This is a genomic window from Paraburkholderia sp. SIMBA_054 (assembly GCF_046534875.1).
Taxonomy (GTDB): domain Bacteria; phylum Pseudomonadota; class Gammaproteobacteria; order Burkholderiales; family Burkholderiaceae; genus Paraburkholderia; species Paraburkholderia hospita.
In genome coordinates, this window is sequence record NZ_JAWRXV010001197.1 from 1 (window position 1) to 255 (window position 255).

General features: G+C 72.2%; 1 protein-coding gene. It reads left to right on the forward strand.

The window, feature by feature from the left end; all coding sequences use genetic code 11:
- Nucleotides 1–3 precede the first annotated feature (3 nt).
- Nucleotides 4–255: MFS transporter (locus SB822_RS58920; protein WP_410859352.1), on the forward strand; the 252-nt coding region annotated here is incomplete at its 3' end.

Consider the following 255-nt stretch of genomic DNA (forward strand, 5'->3'; position numbering starts at 1 on the left):
GGCATCCCGCTTGCCCTGCTGGCCCTCACCCTCGGCGCCTTCGCCATCGGCACCACCGAGTTCGTGATCGTCGGCCTGATCCCCACCATCGCCGCCGACCTGCAGGTCAGCCTGCCCTCGGCCGGCCTGCTGGTCAGCCTCTACGCCCTGGGCGTGGCGGTCGGTGCGCCGGTCCTGACCGCGCTGACCGGCCGCGTGCCGCGCAAGGCGCTGCTGATTGGCCTGATGGCCCTGTTCACCGTCGGCAACCTGGTG